The organism is Streptomyces albicerus, from assembly GCF_008905045.1.
Lineage (GTDB): Bacteria > Actinomycetota > Actinomycetes > Streptomycetales > Streptomycetaceae > Streptomyces > Streptomyces albicerus.
The window spans coordinates 63,182-81,831 of sequence record NZ_VWMY01000015.1; the positions used below are offsets into that span (position 1 = coordinate 63,182).

General features: G+C 67.8%; 16 protein-coding genes and 1 tRNA gene. 4 read left to right on the forward strand and 13 right to left on the reverse strand.

What is annotated here, in order from left to right; genetic code table 11:
• Positions 1–49: 49 nt before the first annotated feature.
• From rho to GAS53_RS15145, 7 genes are all read right to left on the reverse strand, one after another.
• Positions 50–2,110 carry a transcription termination factor Rho gene (rho, locus tag GAS53_RS15110; protein WP_151478103.1) on the reverse strand — a complete coding sequence of 687 codons (2,061 nt, stop codon included), beginning with the start codon at positions 2,108–2,110 and terminating at the stop codon, positions 50–52.
• A 385-nt stretch (positions 2,111–2,495) separates the two neighbouring features.
• Positions 2,496–3,413 carry a homoserine kinase gene (gene thrB / locus GAS53_RS15115; RefSeq protein ID WP_151478104.1) on the reverse strand — a complete coding sequence of 306 codons (918 nt, stop codon included), beginning with the start codon at positions 3,411–3,413 and terminating at the stop codon, positions 2,496–2,498.
• 375 nt (positions 3,414–3,788) lie between these two features.
• Positions 3,789–4,847, reverse strand: coding sequence for a threonine synthase (gene thrC, locus GAS53_RS15125; RefSeq protein ID WP_151478105.1), 1,059 nt, complete (start codon positions 4,845–4,847; stop codon positions 3,789–3,791).
• 6 nt (positions 4,848–4,853) lie between these two features.
• Entirely contained in the window at positions 4,854–6,146 is a 1,293-nt protein-coding gene (locus GAS53_RS15130; RefSeq protein WP_192583117.1) for a homoserine dehydrogenase, read from the reverse strand.
• A 157-nt stretch (positions 6,147–6,303) separates the two neighbouring features.
• Positions 6,304–7,695: a diaminopimelate decarboxylase gene (gene lysA / locus GAS53_RS15135; RefSeq protein ID WP_151478106.1), complete on the reverse strand. Its 1,392-nt coding sequence runs from the start codon at positions 7,693–7,695 to the stop codon at positions 6,304–6,306.
• Positions 7,696–7,711: 16 nt separating this feature from the next.
• Positions 7,712–8,890: an ArgS-related anticodon-binding protein NrtL gene (gene nrtL / locus GAS53_RS15140; RefSeq protein WP_151478107.1), complete on the reverse strand. Its 1,179-nt coding sequence runs from the start codon at positions 8,888–8,890 to the stop codon at positions 7,712–7,714.
• Between the two features lie 214 nt (positions 8,891–9,104).
• Complete coding sequence (locus GAS53_RS15145) at positions 9,105–9,602, reverse strand: response regulator (RefSeq protein ID WP_151478193.1); 498 nt, start codon at positions 9,600–9,602, stop codon at positions 9,105–9,107.
• A 219-nt stretch (positions 9,603–9,821) separates the two neighbouring features.
• Here GAS53_RS15145 and GAS53_RS15150 point away from each other — a divergent pair.
• Positions 9,822–9,893: transfer RNA gene (locus tag GAS53_RS15150), tRNA-Arg, on the forward strand.
• 363 nt (positions 9,894–10,256) lie between these two features.
• Positions 10,257–10,553, forward strand: coding sequence for a hypothetical protein (locus GAS53_RS15155; RefSeq protein ID WP_151478108.1), 297 nt, complete (start codon positions 10,257–10,259; stop codon positions 10,551–10,553).
• 150 nt (positions 10,554–10,703) lie between these two features.
• Here GAS53_RS15155 and GAS53_RS15160 read toward each other — a convergent pair whose 3' ends face one another.
• The 5 genes from GAS53_RS15160 to GAS53_RS15185 form a co-directional block, all read right to left on the reverse strand.
• Positions 10,704–12,122 (reverse strand): replication initiator, encoded by a 1,419-nt coding sequence (locus tag GAS53_RS15160; protein WP_151478109.1) that lies wholly within the window; start codon positions 12,120–12,122, stop codon positions 10,704–10,706.
• A 358-nt stretch (positions 12,123–12,480) separates the two neighbouring features.
• Positions 12,481–12,684, reverse strand: a complete 204-nt coding sequence (locus GAS53_RS15170; protein ID WP_225858927.1) for a hypothetical protein — start codon at positions 12,682–12,684, stop codon at positions 12,481–12,483.
• A 121-nt stretch (positions 12,685–12,805) separates the two neighbouring features.
• A complete protein-coding gene (locus GAS53_RS15175) occupies positions 12,806–13,000 on the reverse strand; it encodes a hypothetical protein (protein WP_151478111.1) in 195 nt (64 codons plus the stop codon).
• 12 nt (positions 13,001–13,012) lie between these two features.
• Entirely contained in the window at positions 13,013–14,332 is a 1,320-nt protein-coding gene (locus GAS53_RS15180; protein WP_404829228.1) for an FtsK/SpoIIIE domain-containing protein, read from the reverse strand.
• Positions 14,332–14,679: an SCO3933 family regulatory protein gene (locus tag GAS53_RS15185; protein WP_151478113.1), complete on the reverse strand. Its 348-nt coding sequence runs from the start codon at positions 14,677–14,679 to the stop codon at positions 14,332–14,334. Before GAS53_RS15185 ends, GAS53_RS15180 begins: the two co-directional genes overlap by 1 nt.
• Positions 14,680–14,880: 201 nt before the next feature.
• Between GAS53_RS15185 and GAS53_RS15190 the strand changes: the two genes are divergently transcribed.
• Together GAS53_RS15190 and GAS53_RS15195 are read left to right on the forward strand one after the other, a co-directional pair.
• A complete protein-coding gene (locus GAS53_RS15190; RefSeq protein ID WP_151478114.1) occupies positions 14,881–15,621 on the forward strand; it encodes a GntR family transcriptional regulator in 741 nt (246 codons plus the stop codon).
• Between the two features lie 511 nt (positions 15,622–16,132).
• Positions 16,133–16,570: a hypothetical protein gene (locus tag GAS53_RS15195; protein WP_151478115.1), complete on the forward strand. Its 438-nt coding sequence runs from the start codon at positions 16,133–16,135 to the stop codon at positions 16,568–16,570.
• Positions 16,571–16,850: 280 nt separating this feature from the next.
• Here the strand turns inward: GAS53_RS15195 and GAS53_RS15200 are convergent, their stop codons facing one another.
• Positions 16,851–18,419: a P-loop NTPase family protein gene (locus GAS53_RS15200; RefSeq protein ID WP_151478116.1), complete on the reverse strand. Its 1,569-nt coding sequence runs from the start codon at positions 18,417–18,419 to the stop codon at positions 16,851–16,853.
• Positions 18,420–18,650 lie beyond the last annotated feature (231 nt).

Sequence of the window (18,650 nt, forward strand, 5' to 3'; positions counted from 1 at the left end):
CGCCCCCGTGTGACGGGGACGGCCCTCAGCGGTACCAGCTCTGCCGACGTCAGTCGTTGCCGTTGCCCGGCATCGGCGTCGTCTTCTGGATCTGCAGCAGGAACTCGGCGTTCGACTTCGTCTGCTTCATCTTGTCGAGCAGCAGCTCGATCGCCTGCTGCTGGTCGAGCGCGTGCAGCACGCGACGCAGCTTCCAGGTGATGGCGAGTTCGTCGCTGCCCAGCAGGATCTCTTCCTTGCGGGTGCTGGACGAGTCCACGTCCACCGCCGGGAAGATCCGCTTGTCGGAGAGCTTGCGGTCCAGCTTGAGCTCGAGGTTGCCGGTGCCCTTGAACTCCTCGAAGATCACCTCGTCCATGCGCGAGCCGGTGTCGACCAGCGCGGTGGCCATGATGGTCAGCGAGCCGCCGTCCTCGATGTTGCGCGCGGCACCGAAGAAGCGCTTCGGCGGGTACAGCGCGGTCGAGTCGACACCACCGGACAGGATGCGGCCGGAGGCCGGAGCGGCGAGGTTGTACGCACGGCCCAGACGCGTGATCGAGTCGAGCAGGACGACGACGTCGTGGCCCAGCTCCACCAGGCGCTTGGCACGCTCGATGGCGAGCTCCGCGACCGTGGTGTGGTCCTCGGCCGGACGGTCGAAGGTCGAGGAGATGACCTCGCCCTTCACCGACCGCTGCATGTCGGTGACCTCTTCCGGACGCTCGTCGACGAGGACGACCATCAGGTGGCACTCGGGGTTGTTGTGCGTGATCGCGTTGGCGATCGCCTGCATGATCATGGTCTTGCCGGTCTTCGGCGGGGCCACGATCAGACCGCGCTGGCCCTTACCGATCGGCGCGACGAGGTCGATGATGCGGGTCGTCAGCACACCCGGGTCGGTCTCCAGGCGGAGCCGGTCCTGCGGGTACAGCGGCGTCAGCTTGTTGAACTCCGGTCGCCCGCGCCCGGATTCGGGCGCCATGCCGTTGACGGAGTCCAGGCGGACCAGCGCGTTGAACTTCTCGCGGCGCTCGCCCTCCTTGGGCTGACGGACCGCGCCCGTGACGTGGTCGCCCTTGCGCAGACCGTTCTTGCGGACCTGGGCGAGGGAGACGTACACGTCGTTCGGACCGGGCAGGTAGCCCGACGTACGAATGAACGCGTAGTTGTCGAGGATGTCCAGGATGCCCGCGACGGGGATCAGGACGTCGTCGTCGGCGAGCTGCGGCTCCTGGGCGCCGAACTCGTCGCGGCCACGGCGGCCACGGCGGTCCCGGTAACGACCGCGGCGGCCGCGGCGGCCACCCTCGAAGTCGTCGTCGTCCTGCGGGCCGTTGTCACGCTGGCGGTCCTGACGGTCCTGACGGCCGCCGCCCTGCTGCTGACGGTCCTGACGGTCCTGGCGCTGCTGTCCGCCGCCGCCCTGGCCGCCTTGCTGCTCGTCGCCCTTGCCACGGCGGTCGCGGTCCCGGCCACCGCGGTCACGCTCGCCGCGGTCACGGTCGCCCCGGTCACGCTCGCCGCGATCACGGCGGTCGCGGCGGCCCTGACGGCCCTCGCCGTCACCGGCGTCGCCCTTGGCCTCACCCTGGGGCTGAGCCTGGGTCTGGGTCTGGACGGGCGTCTCGGCCTTCGGCTCGCTCTTCGCCTCGGCAGTGACCGTCTCGGGGCTGCCTGCCTCGGCGGTCGCACGACGCCGGCGGCGCTCGGCCGGGGCGTCGTCACTCGCGGGCTGGCCGGGGATCTCGATCTGCTGCTGAGCCACGGCCTTCTCGGCCTTGGCCTCCGCCTTCTTCTCGGCGGGAGCGGCTTCATCGCCCGTACGGGCCTTCGAGGTGGTACGGCGCTTGGGCTTGGTCTCGGTGGCTGCCTCGGCCTTGGCCGGAGCACCTCCGCCCGCCTGCGCCTCCTTGATGACCTCGATCAGCTGGCTCTTGCGCATCCGCGCGGTGCCCCTGATGCCGAGGCCGGATGCGACCTGCTGCAGCTCGGCCAGCACCATGCCCTCGAGGCCGGTACCGCGGCGCCGACGGGAGCCGGCACCGGTGGCAGGCGCGGAGGCGTCCGTGGCGGGCGCGGCAGCGGTCTCCTCGACACGTGCGCCCATCAGATCGGTGGTGTCGCTCACGAAGGGTCCTTCCCTGGAGCGGACGTCGGCCTGTCTGGCTCGGCGACCGGTTGTGCTGTCCGACAGTGGTCCTTGCTGTGTGGACCGTGCCGGGGCGGTGGTCCGCCAAAAGGCGGAGGGAATATCTGGGATGGCGTTTCCCGGGGCCGTGGCACTGAGGTTCGGTGTCCATCGGCTCGGTCACGCCGGTTCCGGAGCGTGCTCAGCACCGCTCAGCGCGTAGCACCCAATGCATGGCACAAAGCAGTTTGGGAGGCTCCCGGAAGAATGGTTGTCCCGGACGGGGACACGAAGCACCTCGCCATGGTGGGGTCGGGTGCAGACTTGAGATTAACACTACCGGATCCAACAAACATTCCCCCTCTCGAAATCCGGCAACCGTGTGTCACGGAGCAAGCGGCAGCACGCTCGCTCCCGTGGCGTCGAGGCCCAGCCGGTTGGCCGCCCAGCCCTCGCCCGCCAGTCGTGCGACCTTGTCGGCCGCGGCCTCGTCGGCGAGCGCGAGCACGGTGGGCCCGGCACCGGAGATCACCGCGGGGATTCCGTCGGCCCGCAGCCGCTCCACCAGCGCCGCGCTCTCCGGCATGGCCGGTGCGCGGTACTCCTGGTGCAGACGGTCTTCAGTGGCGGGCAGCAGCAGCTCGGGGCGCCTGGTCAGGGCCTCTACGAGTAGTGCGGCGCGGCCCGCGTTGGCGGCGGCGTCGACGTGCGGAACGGTGCGCGGGAGAAGCCCGCGGGCGGTCTCGGTCAGGACCGGCTTCGCCGGTACGAAGACCACCGGAACGATGGAACCGGCGGGCTCCATCCTGATGGCGCGCGCGGCGCCGCCCTCCATCCAGGACAGCGTGAAGCCGCCGAGCAGACAGGCCGCGACGTTGTCGGGGTGACCCTCGATCTCGGTGGCGAGCTCCAGAAGCGCCTCGTCGTCGAGCTTGCTGTCGCCGCCTATGGTCACAGCGCGTGCGGCGACGATGCCGGCGCAGATCGCGGCGGACGAGGAGCCGAGGCCGCGGCCGTGCGGGATGCGGTTGGCGCAGACGATCTCGAGGCCGCGCGGCTGTCCGCCGAGCAGATCGAAGGCGGTGCGCAGCGAGCGTACGAGGAGGTGGTTCTCGTCACGGGGGAGCGTCTCGCTGCCCTCACCCGCGATGTCGATGTTCAGGCCGGAGTCGGCCACCCGGACGACCACGTCGTCGTACAGCCCCAGTGACAGGCCGAGGGCGTCGAAGCCCGGGCCGAGGTTGGCACTGGTGGCTGGGACGCGCACCCGGACGGCGGCGGCGCGGAACGCTGGACCGGCCATCGCTCGATGACTCTCCTTGAGCTTGAGCTGCGAGATTTTCGAAATCCTGCGAGACATACGGAAAATGCGGAAGACCCTCAGGCCGCAAGGACGACGCGGCACCGCGGCATATGCGGCGGGCGGGTTCAGTACAGCCTATCGAAGGAAGGTTCTGTGGCGACATAGGGCGCACAGGAGGCGCACGATGCGTGTCGTAAGCCCCTCGTGCACCCCCCCTTTTTTAGAGCTCGGTTCGCCTCCGGGGCGCTGGAGCCTGTGTCGAGAGGGCGATCGTGCTCGACCCTCCTTCGTCGGGCCTCCGCGCGTTCGCCGTCTCGACACCGGCGCGCCCCTTCGGCTCACTCGCTGTCGGCCAGTACGGGTCAAGGACCCGTGTTAGACCAGGCCGAGGCGCTCGGCGGCCGTGGCGGCGTCGACGGGGACCGTGACCGGCTGCGGGGCGCCCGCGACGGCCCAGTCGGGGTCCTTGAGGCCGTTTCCGGTCACCGTGCAGACGATGCGCTGGCCCGGGTCGACCTTGCCCTGCTCGGCGGCCTTCAGCAAGCCTGCGACGGACGCGGCCGACGCGGGCTCGACGAAGACACCCTCCTGCGCGGCCAACAGCCGGTAGGCGCGCAGGATCTCACGGTCCGTCACCTCGTCGATGAAGCCACCCGACTCGTCCCGCGCGGCCAGCGCGAACTTCCACGAGGCCGGGTTGCCGATCCTGATCGCGGTGGCGATCGTCGAGGGATCCTTGACGATCTCGCCGCGCACGATGGGCGCGGAACCGGAGGCCTGGAATCCCCACATGCGCGGGGTCTGCTCGGCGATCCCGTCGGCGGCGTACTCCGTGTAACCCTTCCAGTACGCGGTGATGTTGCCCGCGTTGCCCACCGGCAGGACGTGGATGTCGGGGGCGTCCCCGAGCATGTCCACGATCTCGAACGCGGCGGTCTTCTGGCCCTCGATACGCACCGGGTTGACCGAATTGACCAGCGCCACCGGGTAGTTGTCGGAGAGATTGCGCGCGAGGGTGAGGCAGTCGTCGAAGTTGCCGTCGACCTGGAGGATCTTCGCGCCGTGCACGAGGGCCTGCCCCATCTTGCCGAGCGCGATCTTGCCCTGCGGGACGAGAACGGCGCAGACCATTCCGGCCCGTACGGCATACGCGGCGGCGGAGGCCGACGTGTTGCCCGTCGAGGCGCAGATGACTGCCTTCGCGCCCTCCTCCTTGGCCCGCGTGATGGCCATGGTCATGCCGCGGTCCTTGAAGGACCCGGTGGGGTTCGCACCCTCGACCTTGAGGTGAACCTCACAGCCCGTGCGCTCGGAGAGCACCTGCGCGGGCACGAGCGGCGTGCCGCCCTCACGGAGCGTCACGACCGACGTGGTGTCGGATACCGGCAGCCGGTCCCGGTACTCCTCGATGATTCCGCGCCACTGGTGGGTCATTGCTGGTTACTCTCCTTCAACCCGCATGATGCTGGCGACACCCCGCACGGTGTCGAGGTTGCGCAACGCCTCGACGGTCCCGTTGAGGGACGCGTCGGACGCGCGGTGCGTGACGACGACGAGGGAGGCCTCGCCGTCCTTGCCCTGCTGGCGAACCGTATCGATCGAGACGCCGTGCTCGGCGAAGACGGTTGCCACCTGGGCGAGAACACCCGGTTTGTCCGCCACGTCGAGGCTGATGTGGTAACGGGTCACGACCTCGCCCATGGGGCTCACGGGCAGTTGGGCGTACGCCGAGTCGCCGGGGCCGGTCGCGCCGCTGAGCTTGTTGCGACAGACGGCGACGAGGTCACCGAGGACGGCCGAGGCGGTCGGGGCGCCGCCCGCGCCCGGCCCGTAGAACATGAGCTGCCCGGAGGCGTCCGACTCCACGAACACGGCGTTGTACGCGCCGCGCACGGAAGCGAGCGGGTGGCTCAGCGGGATCATGGCGGGGTGCACGCGCGCGGTGACCGATCCCCCGTCGGCGGCCCGCTCGCAGATGGCGAGCAGCTTGATGGTGCAGCCCATCTCCTTCGCCGAGGCGAAGTCGGCGGCGGTGACCTCGGTCATGCCCTCGCGGTACACGTCGTCGAGGCGCACGCGCGTGTGGAAGGCGATTCCGGCGAGGATGGCGGCCTTGGCGGCGGCGTCGAAGCCCTCGACGTCGGCGGTGGGGTCGGCTTCCGCGTACCCGAGCGCGGTGGCCTCGTCGAGCGCCTCCTGATACCCGGCGCCCGTCGAATCCATCTTGTCGAGGATGAAGTTGGTGGTGCCGTTGACGATCCCCAGCACGCGGTTGACCTTGTCGCCGGCGAGGGACTCGCGCAGCGGGCGGATCAACGGGATGGCACCGGCGACGGCGGCCTCGTAATAGAGGTCCCTGCCCTGCTCCTCGGCGAGGGCGTGCAGCGCGGCGCCGTCCTGGGCGAGGAGCGCCTTGTTCGCGGAGACGACGGAGGCGCCGTGCTCGAAGGCGGTGGTGATGAGCGAACGGGCGGGCTCGATGCCGCCGATGACCTCGACGACGACGTCGATGTCGCCCCGTTTGACCAGGGCGGTCGCGTCGGTGGTGACGAGAGACGGGTCGATGCCCTCGCGGACCTTGGTGGGCCTGCGGACGGCGACGCCCGCCAGCTCGACGGGGGCTCCGATCCGCGCGGCGAGATCGTCGGCGTGCGTCGTCATGATGCGCGCCACCTCTGAGCCGACAACCCCACAGCCCAGCAGCGCCACCTTCAGCGGACGCGTACGCATCATCCGACCTCGTTTCCTCATACCGTCACGGTGGGACCAGTCTCACTCACCGGACGGGAGTTTCTATCCCTCGTCCGGATCGTGAGATGTCTATTTCATTTGTACGCGGGCGGAAGACAGGAGATCTTCCGCCCGTCTCGGGATGGCGCCTTCGGTTCTCTCAGCCGACGTCGAGACGCAGGAGGTCCTCCTCCGTCTCCCGTCGGACGATCACCCGCGCCTCGCCCTCGCGGACCGCGACGACCGGCGGACGCAGGGCGTGGTTGTAGTTGCTGGCCATCGAGCGGCAGTACGCGCCGGTGGCCGGGACCGCGATGAGGTCACCCGGCGCGAGGTCGGAGGGCAGGAAGGCGTCCTTCACGACGATGTCGCCACTCTCGCAGTGCTTGCCGACGACGCGTACGAGCATGGGCTGGGCGTCACTCGTACGGGAGACGAGGGCGACGCTGTACTCGGCGTCGTACAGCGCGGTACGGATGTTGTCGGACATGCCGCCGTCGACGGAGACGTACGTACGCAGTCCGTCGAGGGGCTTGATGGTGCCGACCTCGTAGAGGGTGAAGGCGGTCGGGCCGACGATGGCGCGGCCGGGCTCGACGGAGATGCGCGGCATGCGCAGCTTGGCGGACTCGCACTCGCGCTGCACGATCTCGGTGAGCGCCTTGGCGATCTCGTGGGGCTCTCGCGGGTCGTCGTCGCTGGTGTAGGCGATGCCGAGACCGCCGCCGAGGTCGATCTCGGGAAGCTCGACGCCGTGCTCGTCGCGGATGTCCTTGAGCAGCCCGACGACCCGGTGCGCGGCGACCTCGAAGCCGGACGTGTCGAAGATCTGCGACCCGATGTGGCTGTGGATGCCGATGAGTTCGAGCCCCTCGAGCTGGAGGGCACGCCGTACGGCCTCGGCGGCCTGCCCCCCGGCGAGCGGAATCCCGAACTTCTGGTCCTCGTGCGCGGTGGCGATGAACTCGTGCGTGTGGGCCTCGACGCCGACGGTGACGCGAATCTGCACACGCTGCCGCTTACCGAGACTCTGCGCGATGTGCGCGACACGCACGATCTCCTGGAAGGAGTCAAGAACGATCCGCCCGACGCCGGCCTCGATGGCCCGCTGGATCTCTCCCGTCGACTTGTTGTTGCCGTGGAAGGCGATGCGGTCGGCGGGCATGCCGGCGGAGAGGGCGGTGCTGAGCTCGCCGCCGGAGCAGACGTCGAGGTTGAGCCCTTCTTCGTGCAGCCAGCGCACGATGGCGCGCGACAGGAACGCCTTGCCGGCGTAGAAGACATCGGCGTCGTGACCGAAGGCGGTACGCCAAGCACGCGCCCGGGCCCGGAAGTCGGTCTCGTCGACGAAGTAGGCGGGGGTGCCGAACTCCTCGGCGAGCGTCGTCACGTCGATCCCGCCGACGCTGACCTCGCCCGTGTCCGTACGCGTGACGGTCTGGGCCCAGACCTTCGGGTCGAGGGCGTTGAGGTCGGCGGGCGGGGCGGTGTAGTGGCCCTCGGGCAGGACATCGGCGTGACGGGGCCCGGCGGGGTGTGCGGAACGGCTCATGTCTGTATGGGCTTTCTCAGAGATGTTCGGGTGCGTCGATGCCGAGCAGGGTCAGGCCGCCGGCCAGCACCGTCCCGGCGGCTTCGGCGAGCGCGAGCCGGGCGCGGTGGGCGGCCGAGGGTTTCTCGTCGCCCAGCGGAAGCACGGTGTGCTGGAAGGCGAGCATCGCGTCGGCGGTGGTGACGAGATGCCGGGCGAGACGGTCGGGCCCGCGGTGCCGGGCCGCGGCGGCGAGGGCGTGCGGGTACGCGGCGAGGGCGTCGAGGACGCCGTGTGCGCTGCCGGCGGCGCGCGATGCGTCCCCGTCTGCGTCTACGTCTTCTACCTCTATGCCTTCTACTTCTACGTCTTCTACTTCTACGTCGCCGGGGGTGCTGGTGAAGCCGAGGGCGGCGGCGTTGCGGGTGAGCGCCCGGGTGCGGGCGTGGGCGTAACGGACCCGGAAGAGGGGGTTGGTCTCGCGCTGGACGAGGTGGTCCGCGGTGATGCGGGGGTGGTCGTGGGGCGCGGGGTGAAGGAGGGCCCAGCGGGCGGCGTCGCGGCCGAGGGGGGTGGGGTCTTCGGGGGCGGGGACGGGGCGGAGGTTGACGGTGAGGGGGGTGGGCGCGCTTGGCTTGCCGTGAGTGTCGAGGGGGGCGGCCGCGCCAGGCCTGCCGTGGGCGACGACGGTGACGCCGAGGGGTTCCGCCCACGCCGGATCGGGCTCGGCCTCGCAGGACGTACGGACCAGGGCGCCCTGGGAACGGAGGATCCGGGCGACGACTTGACCGGTGACGGCGGCGCGTACCTCGCACGGGTAGTGCAGCTGGACGAGCTCCCCGGTCGACTTGTCGCCAGCCCCGTACCCATACCCGTACCCGTACCCGTATTGCTCTCCCCGCCGCAGGATCTCCGCGACGAGGGCCTGCGCCCGTCCATCAAGGGTGATGTTGAGGAAGCCTGGGCCGGTGATCTCGACCTTGGTCACGCCCTCGGCGTCGGTGATGTGCGCCCGCAGGATCTCGGCGACCTCGCGCGAAGGACGGCCGGCGGGTCGGGCCAGCTGCAGGGCGACGTTGGTGGCGTAGTCGCCGCGACCGCCGGGGCCGGGGGGCGCGACCAGCGCGCGCTCGGGGACGGGCGCGGTGAGCTCGCCCGCGTCCACCGCACGGCGCACTGCGCGCAGGACGGTACGAGAGAGCTCGACGGGGGTCACGGGACAAGCGTAGGGGAGGAGGGGGGTGGGTAGGCGAACGGGTTTGGGGGAGGGACCGGGATGTGGACGGGGTGGGGGCGGGGGACGTCACGGAGCGCATGGCCGCCGGTCGTAATGGAACGCACGAGTGCCGGTCGTCACGGAACGTACGAGTATCGAGCGTCATGGGAGGCGGGCGATCTGCCGGTCCTCACTCAGTTGCACTCAGTTGCACTCAGCTGCCGGTGCGGCCGGCTCGCTCGGTCTCCCCTGTCCCGTAGACGCTCTCGGCACTCTCGAACGTCGTACTGGACGCATTGGCTGTCCCGGAGGCGCTGGATCCGCTGGACGCGCTGCCTGAACCGGCGACCCCCGCCCCCCTCCGCTCCATCAACTGCCGTACGAGGCGGACCAGTTCGGCAGGTTCGAACGGCTTGGCCAGGAAGGCGTCCACGCCTACGTCGAGGCCGCTTTCGACCTCGTACTGCGTGCAGGCGCTCACGATGGCGAGCGGAAGGTTGCGAGTGCGCGGGTCGGCCCGGAGCCGGGCGGCGGTCCGCAACCCGTCCAGCCGGGGCATCACGACATCCAGGGTGACGACATCGGGCCGAACCTGATGAATGACGTCCAGACACTCGACACCGTCGGCCGCGGTCACGACCTCGAAACCCTCCAGCTCGAGGTTGACCCTGATCAGTTGCCGGATGACCTTGTTGTCGTCCACAACAAGCACCCGACCCGACGCGCCTGGCACAACTCGAGAGTAGGTCGGCGCGTACGGCCGCGTCCGGCTTTTCCCCACTTCCACCCCGCTCGGGCGATCCCTGACCCACCCGTCCCCAAGATCCGAACGACCCCCGGCACCTCCTCTCCCACCCCCAAAACCGGTTCATGACGACCCCGAAAGAGCTGGTAGGGTTCTACCCGTCGCCGCGAACACCGCGCCCGACACGCCCCCGTAGCTCAGGGGATAGAGCAACGGCCTCCGGAGCCGTGTGCGCAGGTTCGAATCCTGCCGGGGGCACCCTGTATGAGGTGCCCAGAGACCCCGCCATCAGCGCTTTAGCTGAAGACGGGGTCTTGGCGTATGTGTAGTCGCATGCCGCCGAAAGTAGCCCCATGACAGTGATCACGTTGTAATAGCGTGTTGATCTCGCAGGGCGTCACAGCACGTCACCGGCCGTTTTCGGGCCTGTTCAGCGTAGAGGGTCACCGACGAACTGCGCGGGTACTGGGTGACGAAAGGGCGGCGCGCGGACCCGAAGCACTCGACCGGCGCGGACAGCTTCGAGTCGTCCATCCGTACGGCGCAGCCGGAGGTGCGGCCGGCTCACCGAGATGGTCGGCTGGGCCTGACTCTGCAAACTTGCGCGCAAGGGAGCCCAGCGTGGCGATCATCGCGATCTTCGACCAACCCGGCATGACGCAGGCCCAGTACGAACAGGTTGCCAACAAGGTGAACCGCGACCGTGGCCTGGTCAAGAGCCCTGCGGACTGGCCTGTACCAGGCCTCATCTCGCACACCTCTGCCCCCACTCCCAACGGCTGGTACGTCGCCGACGTCTGGGAGTCCGAGGAAGCGTTCCGACGGTTCAGTGAAGTCGTCCTGCCGCTCCTGCGGGAGGCCGGTGCTCCGGAGGTGGAGCCGAAGATCTACCCGGTCTTCAACCTGGTGACCCCGTAGCCGTCGGCCTACTGGTACGCGACGTGCTGAGGCATGATCCGCAAAACCACAGGTCAACGAATTTCGTCGGCAGCCCCGTAGCCGTGCAGACATGACGCAAGCCCTGGATCTCTCCAGGGCTTGCGTCCATCGGTCCTACGGACCGTTTCACTATTCGGTGTCGCCCTCCTCCCACAGGCCCTTCAAGATCCGGTCGTTCATCTCGTGCTCCTGGCCGTCGATGCATTTCGCGTAGATCTTGAGCAGCACGTCGACCGAGTGACCCGCGCCAGCGGCCACGTCGAGTGCCGGAACTCCGGAGTTGAGCCACTGCGAGACGCCCGCGTGCCGGAGGTCGTACGGCCGGAAGGCGAGCACGGACGAGACCTGTTCCGGCAGGAGCGCCAGCTCTCGCGTCTGCTTCCACACCCGCGAGTACGACGACGCAGCTACGACGTTGCCTCGCTCACTGGCGAAGAGCCGGCCGTCCTTCACCGTGCCGAACTCCTTCAGGTGCTCCCGGAGCAGCCGTACCAGCGGCGGCGGTATCGGCACGATGCGCACGATCACAAGCTCCCGTGCCTGGTGGATCCGGCCGTCCACCGCACCGGCGGACTCGGCGCCCTTGGTCGCGTACTTGGCGACGTAGCCCGCCACAGCCGCCGAGGTCAGCCGCTCCCCCGCACCGAACGCCGCGATGGGCCGGACGTCGACCTGTTCACCGAAGAACAGCACGCGCCGGCCGACGACGTCCGCGCCGCGAGCAACGAGGCGAACCCGGCCGACGGCCTCTCGTACCGCATCAGAGAGGAGGGCGGTTGTCGCCCAGCCGGGCGGGGGCGAGACCGGTCCGTCCGGTCCGTCGAGACGGATCACGGCATGGAAGTGGACCAGGCCCCGCCGCTGATACTCGGCCACCTTCGCGTACGACAGCCGAGCCACGTCCACGAATTCGGCACGCGAGAGATCAGCAAGCCGCGCGATCTCCCGGCGCAGCTCCAGACTGAACCGGTGCCAGAGCTGACCGGCATACGCCTGCCAGAGCACGGCCCCGGCGTAGTCGTAGCAGCGCGGGCACAGTGGCTCGCCGAGGCGGGGCTCATCCGCGGTATGCCGCTCATGACACCCGATCGGCACTCCGTGCGGGCAGCACTCCCCCGCCCGTCGGGGACGACAAGCCCGTACACGCCCGTCGTGTTCACGGAGAGTGTGGACCAGACCGAAGCCAGGAGCGGTGAGGGTGGCGAACACCCGAGGGTGCCCGCTCACCGACTCCGTGACGTTCTTGCCGCCGACCAGTCCGGCCCGGATCAGCTGATAGGTGTCGGCCCGGTAGATACGAGAACAGGTCGGGCAGACCGTCGCCCGCCGGTTGCCGCACGCCGTCAGTAGCCGACCGCCGTAGACATCCGACCCGTACGAGAACAGCGCCTCGCCCGTGGTCGTGTCGACGACGGTTGCCCCGCCGACCAGGTGAATCAGGTTGGTACAGCCGCCGAGGCGGACGATATTGCGCCGCCAGGCCGCGAACTCCGGCTCCGCCGCCCTGGTGACGAGGGCAGCAACGCTCTTCGGCAGAGGTTCGGTCATCGCCGACCACCGCCCCCGAACGCCTGCCACATCACGGCGGTGATCCCCTCCGGTCGGGTCTTGGCGCTGAACCGGAGCGTCGGATCGGTGAGCCAGACTGCGGCGGCATGCGCCGGACACAGATGCCGCTCGTAGCCGTCGAGCCCGACGAGGACGACCTGTTCGCGTCCTACGCAGGCCGACCGTTCGGAATCGGTGCCCCTCAGTTCACAGTCCGGCTGAGGGGATTTGCGCGAACGATGCGCGGTGGACAAAGTGTGAGTGCTCCTTTCACTGCTCATGTGGCGGATGGAGTGGGTTCCTGACGGGGTCGGGTTTGGCGACTTCGCGCCCCGTCGGGAGCCCGTCTTACGGGCGATCACTGCCGCTCCTCGGGCGGTATCGCGATCACGCTGTACGCGATCGGTCCGAAGCAGCGGCGTGCGTCGTAGTAGCCCTCGCCGATGTCCTCCACGGGGACGCCGAGCGGCGTGGCGACACGCTCCGCGCCCTCCCTGCGAGCGGCAGGGTCGGAGGGCGTCGACGAAGATGCCGAACGACGCGTTGCGCGGTACGAGGACATCGGGGTTGGCGGAGAGGAAATCCACCAGCTCGCGGAGGCCGGCGATGAACGCGGCACGGTCACCGGAACGGATGACATACGCGGGCATGGCTCACCCCTTCCTTTCTTTGATCGGGTCGATTCAGAAGCGGAGTTGGCCGAGGAAGCCGCTTACGCCGTCGAGGAACGCCTGAACCACCGGCGCGGCCACTGTCGTTGAGAGCAGGAAGCCGAAAGCTCCGCAGAGCAGCACGTCGGGCAAGCGCAGGTAGCGGATGCGCAACAGGAACCAGATCAGGAGGCCGAGCAACAGCACGGCCGACATGGACACCAGCACGGCGGCCCCCTCTCACTTCGCTTCGGCGAGCAGTTCGGGCAGGACCGGGGTCAGGTGCGCGTACTCGGCCGCGATGGCTTCCGCGTCGGCCTCGGTGACCAGGTGAGAGCGAGCGCGTTCCCAGCCGTCACCGGAGGCCAAGACCGCAGTACCGGCCTGTTCCGGTGTGATGGCTTGCGCCGCCTTGAGTGCATCGGGGTTGAGGTCTCCGAGCGCCATCTCTGCCGTACCGGGGTCGGCCACCCGGTGGCACACTCGCCCACCGAGTTGGGCCCGCAGAGCCGTGACTCCCGGCCCCAGATCGGAGCCGACCCGCTGGCCGGCCACAACGAGGAACACCCCGAGCGCCGCGCCGAGTTGAGCCAACCGGATCAGCGCCGTACCTGCCGCCTGCGCTTCGTCCTTCTCATTCCGGCTCGCGACGAGGAACAGTTCCGCGATCTCATCAACGATCACGACTACGGGGACCGGACGTTCCTTCTCGGGAAGGCCCCAGATGTTGCGTACGCGAGCCGCCCGACAGACGGTCATGCGGTCGAGCGTCAGGTCTACGAGCGCCGCCAGGAGCTTGACCGCCTGTTCACGGTTAGTCGCCAGCGCGGACAACCGGGGCTCGTAGAGCGACAGTTCCATGCCGCCCTTGCAGTCGATCCCGACCAGCGCGACCGATTGCGGAGCCAGGCCCGCCACGAGCGCGTTGATCAGCGTCGACTTGCCGGAGCGAGTGGCACCGACGATCAGCCAGTGCGGCACACGGCGCAGGTCGACCACCCATGCGGCACCGGTCTCCAGCGCACCCACCGCGACCCGGAGCAGATGGCCGGGCCCGCGTTGCTTCGGCACCCGAGGAGCCTCCAACGGATCCGCCACCGAAGCAGCGATCCGCACGGTTCCCGGCTTCCAGGAGGTCACCCGCACCGCGTGGACCTGCCAGTCCTCCGCCATGGCGGGCGCCGCCTTGACGAAGTCCTCCGGCACTTGCCCCGGCAACAGCCGGACCAATAACCAGAATCCGCCGACGGTCGGTCGTATGAGCCCTCGCCGAGGGACGCGCGGCTGAGGAGGGGGTGCCCCGTTGCCGACGAGCCCGGACACTACGGTCAGCGCCGGTCGACGACTCACGGCGAGCCCGCACCCGGCCATCAATGCCCGCCAGGTGTACGTCACCCGGAAGGCCACGGCCGGGAAGCCGAGTAACAGCCACCAGGCCACGGGGTAGTGGCGGCGCAGGGCCGGGCCCGCGATAAGCAGGCCCGACACCAGCACTGTGGCCACCAACAGAACCCAACTCGGCCAGGTCGCCCCAGCCGAAGAGGTGGAGGCCAGGATCATCACTGCCCGGCCCCCTTCCCAGCCGAAGCCGGAGCGTTCAGGGGCCGGATCTCCGCAGCACGGAAGGCGATCCCATGGCGCCCGTCGTTCTCCCACGGGGTGGCCATCAGGTCCCGCACGGCCACCGGCATACCGAGCTGCACGCCAGTCGGATCCCCGGCCACGCTCACGTTCACCACGTCCGCCGACGACCCTGCCATCAGGCAGAGGCCGACTCGGTACATGGTCTTTCCGGTCTCACGGTCAACGCGGAGCTGACCGGTCTCACGATTGGCAACCCGCGGAGTCGGGGGTACGGCGCAGATGATCCCCGTGAACTTCGCGGTGTCGATCGGAAGGCTTGCCACTGTCTGAACTCCTCATCTCTGGCACCCGAAGGCCGACCCTTCGGGCTGCTAGACCACCCGTAGTACGGGTGTCGAATCCAGAGTGCGACCCGTAGTACGGGTTGTCAACCGTCTTGTGATGGGGGATTCTGTCTTGACCGGAACACAACCTGTCTACGGAAGCGCACAGCCGAGAGACGATCACGGCCACGGAGGGCCCGCATGCCGCCGAAGAACACGCAGCCGAAGTACCGGCAGATCGCCGACTACCTGCGCGAAGGCATCCTGAACGGCACCTTCCCCGCCGGCCAACCCCTCCCGTCCGAGGAGGCGTTGGCAAAGCAGTTCGGCGTGACGCGCCCCACAGTCCGTCAGGGCCTCACGGAGCTAAGGGCCTCTGGTCTGGTCGAGGCGATCATGGGCAGGGGCACATTCGCCCGCTCACCCCAGAGCCGCCCGAGCCTCACGCGCCCGCGCGGCGTGCGCCTGGCACCCGACGGCCGCTATATGGAGGCTGACGGCATCCGATGGGAGGACGCCGAGCCCTCCGTAGCCACCCGCACGGACGCCTCCATGGCCCTAGCGGACCTACTCCGCATCCCGCCGGGCGAGCCGATGTTCACGTACGACGCCTTGCAGACAGCCGACCACGGCCGCCTCCGCCAACTCCACCGCACGTACGTGCCGTTCTCGGTACTGGTCGACACCAAGTACGAGGAGGAGGCACCGCCCCCGGCACCGGAGCTCTACGGGGCGCTCGCCGAGCTGGACCACGAACTCCACTTCACGGAGTACATCCGCACCCGCATGCCCCTCCCCGACCAGGCCCAAGCCCTGCGCCTCCCGGACGGCGTCCCGCTCCTGCACGTCATCCGCGTAACGCTCAACGAGACGGACAAGCCGCTGGCCCTTGAGGAGTTCCACCTCCCTGGCGACGACTTGGAACTCTCGTTCAGGTTGTAGCCGGACACCCGAGCGGAACCCCGGTTGGCTCAGACTTTCTCCACGTCATCAAGGGCCCGCGCAAAGCGCGGGCTGGCCCCTTGGGCTCGGCCCCTCTGCGCCTTCGGCGCCGGGGCCGGCCCCTGGGGCCGCAAGCATGTTACGGCCCAGAAGTAGAAACCTAGACGGGCACGCCACGGTCAGAACGAGCCTCCGGCGGGGGATCGGCCGGCACCGGGGTGGAGGGGGCGCCGTTCGAGGCCGCGGGCCCGTAGGGATGTGCGCGGGGAGCTTCCATCCCGTCCGCCATCGACCCAGGCAGAGCCGAGCAGACGCGGCCCCTGGCGTCCAGGTCGTTCGTACAGTGGCGCGCTCCACCTGGACGCCAGGAACCACGCCCGCTCCACGGTGTGTGGGTCGACGGCGGACGGGATGGAAGCTGGGGAGAGTGGTGGGTTGAGGAGCGGAGGCGGGGTGGTGGGCTTGTCCTTTTGCTGCATACGTGCCCCAACTGCCCCGTAGAGTCTGAAGTATGGAGAGCACATGGGTCGAACGCGACCTACCCGTGCTGAACGCGCTCGTTCAGCAGCTCGACGATGCGGCCGGTGCATCGTTCCCTGAGCTGAGGGATGTCACCGAGGAAACCGGCCTCGACATCTCCGAGATCACCAAAGCGGCCCTCGCCCTGGATGGCGCCCGGTACATCGAGCTGGTGAAGACCGCCGGTTCTACAGGATCTTGGTACGTAAAGAAGGTGTCCAGGGAGGCGCGCCAGGCCGTTGGCCAGTGGCCCACCGCTGAGCAGTTGCTAGACACGCTGGTTCAGCGCCTCGGAGAAGCCGCCGAGGAAGAGACGGACCCGGAGCAGCGATCGCGCCTGCGGGCGGCCGCGAGTACGGCTAGCGGAGCAGCTCGGAATGTCTTCGTAGACGTCCTGAGCAGCATGATTGCCAAGAGTATGGGTGCCTGAGTCTGTCAAGGTCACGTCTCCGGGCTGACATCACCACCTGACACCAACAGCGACGAACAGAGACGGTCGACGCCGAACCTCTACGACCGCTCACCCGGCGACTGCCAGGAGGTGACCAAGGTCATCCGACCCCAATGATCGACCTGATAAGGATGAGGCCACAGGTTCAAATCCTGTGGCTGGCAAGAGGGCCTCAACGAAAGGAGGGTCTCTGACTTGACTCGGTCATTGGGGCTCCGCCGACCTATGTCAAATCCCTGCCAGAAACCACCGCTGCGACCTACTCGAAGGGCAGTTCATCGTCTTCTGAGGTTAGACCTGAACCACTCTCCCCCTTACCCTTTACTGCCGCCTCAACCCAATTCGGATCGTAAACCCACTCGGCACGCCTCAATTCGTCAGATTTCCCAGCTTTCCAGAACTCCACTGGCGCTTTCCGCATACGCTTCTGCACCAGAGCGGCGAAGTCCACCATGAAGACCACCGTCTCCACGCCTCGCCACGTAGCCGTATTCGGTCGCGTGGTCATGATTCGATGAACGAATCGGAGATCTTCAAGTTCTACGATTTCACGACCCCAGCTAGAATCCATGTGTTCGCGGCGCACGAGAAAGAAGAAGGTGTCGCGATCCCGGACGAACCTCACGAGATCATCGAATCGGGCTTCGAGGGCAGGGGCATCACGCCCGGCATCATTGCGGAGGTCTGTCTGCTTCCGTTGAAGTCGTAAACCTGCCGCCGCCTGGACATTTTCTGCTCCGATTGTGAACGGTTCGTCGCTTCCTCCGTCACGGCGAGACGACTCCCACCCGGCGTCGGCTGCCGCGATAAGGAGGTCGAAATAGTCACGAGCAACTGCGCCGCCAGCAATCAGCACAGCCCTCTCACGAGCGGTCGTAGTGAGAACTTCGCGAATCTTGAATCCAGCAGGAGCGAGCACGCCGTTCGTAACCTCTTCGAGGAACGTTTGCGCCGTCGCGAAGTCCGCCAGACCAACATCGAGCGACAAGTGCTGGAGGTCGTGAGGTGGCTGCATGCCTAGTGGCGGATCTCCATCAGCGAACGACTGCGTTCGCGAGTGAACACTGCCAATCTTCAACCAGACGTTGCTTCGTTTTGTGATTCCGTGCAGGTGATCCAAGACAAGCGGCTGCTTGTCTTTGGCGACGAAGTAGAAGTCATCGAGCACAACGAGGAGGGACTTCCGACCCTCAAAGTTAGCTGCACTCTCCAGAACTTGAGCGATGGCCGGAGCAAGGTCGCGGAGAAAATCCTCCTTGCGACGCGTCTGCGTGGAGGTTTGCGACGTCTTTGTCTGCTTGGACCGCGAACCCCCTGCCGTGGCACTCAACTTCGCGTACTGCTTTGCAACCCCACCCTCAAGGTTAACTTTGAAGTCACTCGCCCGGGTCTCATCGCTTTCGGTATTTTGCGTGACCTCAGCACCTGCATGACGGAGAGCATCGAGGACGGCGAGTAGCTTCTTCAATTTGCGGCGAAGCCGTCGCTTAGGCTTCTGCCACCCTTGGGGCTGGATAGCCTGAAGGATGTCGATGATGATTTCGATCAGGACATCTGGATAGGAGCGAGACTTGTGTGTCTCCACGTCCACGAAGATGACCCGCGCCCCCTGCTCCTCCGCGCGCCGCTGAAGAACAGCAAGCGTTGTGGATTTGCCGACGCCCCGACGACCTGTGACGAGGTGGTTGACGGCTGACTCAAGCGTGGCAACGGTGCCAGGCCGGAGTTCAACGAATCGATCGCTTAGAACGTCATCAGCCTGGTTGGTTGTTCGCAGCGCGGCCGACAACGCCGCCTTGAATGAATGAAGGTTATCTCGGTCCAGCAAGGTCGCCCCCCGGCGTCGTAAGCTCTGGCAACCAGGCTAGATGATGCGTGCAATATTTAACCGCCTATGCCTGGAAGTCGTTTTCTTCGCGGCCCGCAGCCGCGGCGTAGTGGATCAACATGAAGCGGCATGGGCCGGCGACAGAGCCGCCGCGACCTACTGCGAGAACCTCAGGGAGTGCTCACGGCCTTGCAGTGAAGCCCGAAGAGCATCCGTCCACGAGCGCCAGCG

What these genes read in the sequence shown, in the direction of transcription:
- thrB (WP_151478104.1), bottom strand. Translation starts at nt 3,413, where the DNA reads ATGGCCGGTCCAGCGTTCCGCGCCGCCGCCGTCCGGGTGCGCGTCCCA.
- thrC (WP_151478105.1), bottom strand. Translation starts at nt 4,847, where the DNA reads ATGACCCACCAGTGGCGCGGAATCATCGAGGAGTACCGGGACCGGCTG.
- GAS53_RS15130 (WP_192583117.1), bottom strand. Translation starts at nt 6,146, where the DNA reads ATGATGCGTACGCGTCCGCTGAAGGTGGCGCTGCTGGGCTGTGGGGTT.
- lysA (WP_151478106.1), bottom strand. Translation starts at nt 7,695, where the DNA reads ATGAGCCGTTCCGCACACCCCGCCGGGCCCCGTCACGCCGATGTCCTG.
- GAS53_RS15160 (WP_151478109.1), bottom strand. Translation starts at nt 12,122, where the DNA reads ATGACCGAACCTCTGCCGAAGAGCGTTGCTGCCCTCGTCACCAGGGCG.
- GAS53_RS15170 (WP_225858927.1), bottom strand. Translation starts at nt 12,684, where the DNA reads ATGTCCTCGTACCGCGCAACGCGTCGTTCGGCATCTTCGTCGACGCCC.
- GAS53_RS15180 (WP_404829228.1), bottom strand. Translation starts at nt 14,332, where the DNA reads ATGATCCTGGCCTCCACCTCTTCGGCTGGGGCGACCTGGCCGAGTTGG.
- GAS53_RS15190 (WP_151478114.1), top strand. Translation starts at nt 14,881, where the DNA reads ATGCCGCCGAAGAACACGCAGCCGAAGTACCGGCAGATCGCCGACTAC.
- GAS53_RS15195 (WP_151478115.1), top strand. Translation starts at nt 16,133, where the DNA reads ATGGAGAGCACATGGGTCGAACGCGACCTACCCGTGCTGAACGCGCTC.